Origin of the sequence: Amphibacillus indicireducens (assembly GCF_039539605.1) — a bacterium.
Lineage (GTDB): Bacteria > Bacillota > Bacilli > Bacillales > Amphibacillaceae > Amphibacillus > Amphibacillus indicireducens.
This window is the reverse complement of sequence record NZ_BAABDL010000172.1, coordinates 1-607: the sequence shown is the minus strand read 5'-3', so window position 1 is coordinate 607 and position 607 is coordinate 1. Positions and strand designations below refer to the sequence as shown.

Genomic DNA, 607 nt, shown 5'->3' with positions numbered 1-607 from the left:
AATAGAAATATCTGTCCACTTATTGATAATTGAGGGCTAAATCAAGCTTCGTGACCTTCTTAAACTCTGCCAAGGTCATATTAGTAGATAAGCTTGGCATATCCAAGCTTTTCATCACATCGAAATATGCGGACGGAATATTTGTTGGCGTAACTGTGACCACTGGATAATCGCCTTGAACCAACACCATAGGTTCGTTGAATGCATGACACAATACTTTTCCAGAATGAGATTGATGGGTCTTCTTTTGAATCAAATACTGTGCGTATCGCATCAAAGAGAAACTCAAGAAACATAAAACGAAGTGTCCATGTATATGTTCATCTGTCCACACATAGACAGGATGTGCTCTTAAATCAGATTTGAGTACTCGAAAACTCTCTTCTATCTGCCAAAGACCGCCGTATATGTCGGTTACTTCTTGTGTTGTATAGCTTAATTGATTGGTGATGACAGCGTAGTATCCATCAAACTGTTGCTGGTATGCGATTCGTTCTTCGTCCAAATGGACAGAATCCAAATCTGCATCCAGCGCAATGTATTGATTACGTCCTCGTTTTAACTGAGACTTGATTTGGTTCGGCTTCTCAAGTGATTTTTTCACTTT

At 39.4% G+C, this 607-nt stretch carries 1 protein-coding gene; it reads right to left on the bottom strand.

The genetic code is table 11. The annotated features are described in order from the left end of the window. Positions 1 to 19: 19 nt before the first annotated feature. A partial coding sequence (locus ABD814_RS13240; RefSeq protein WP_344914213.1) for an IS1634 family transposase occupies positions 20 to 607 on the bottom strand: 588 nt, incomplete at its 5' end.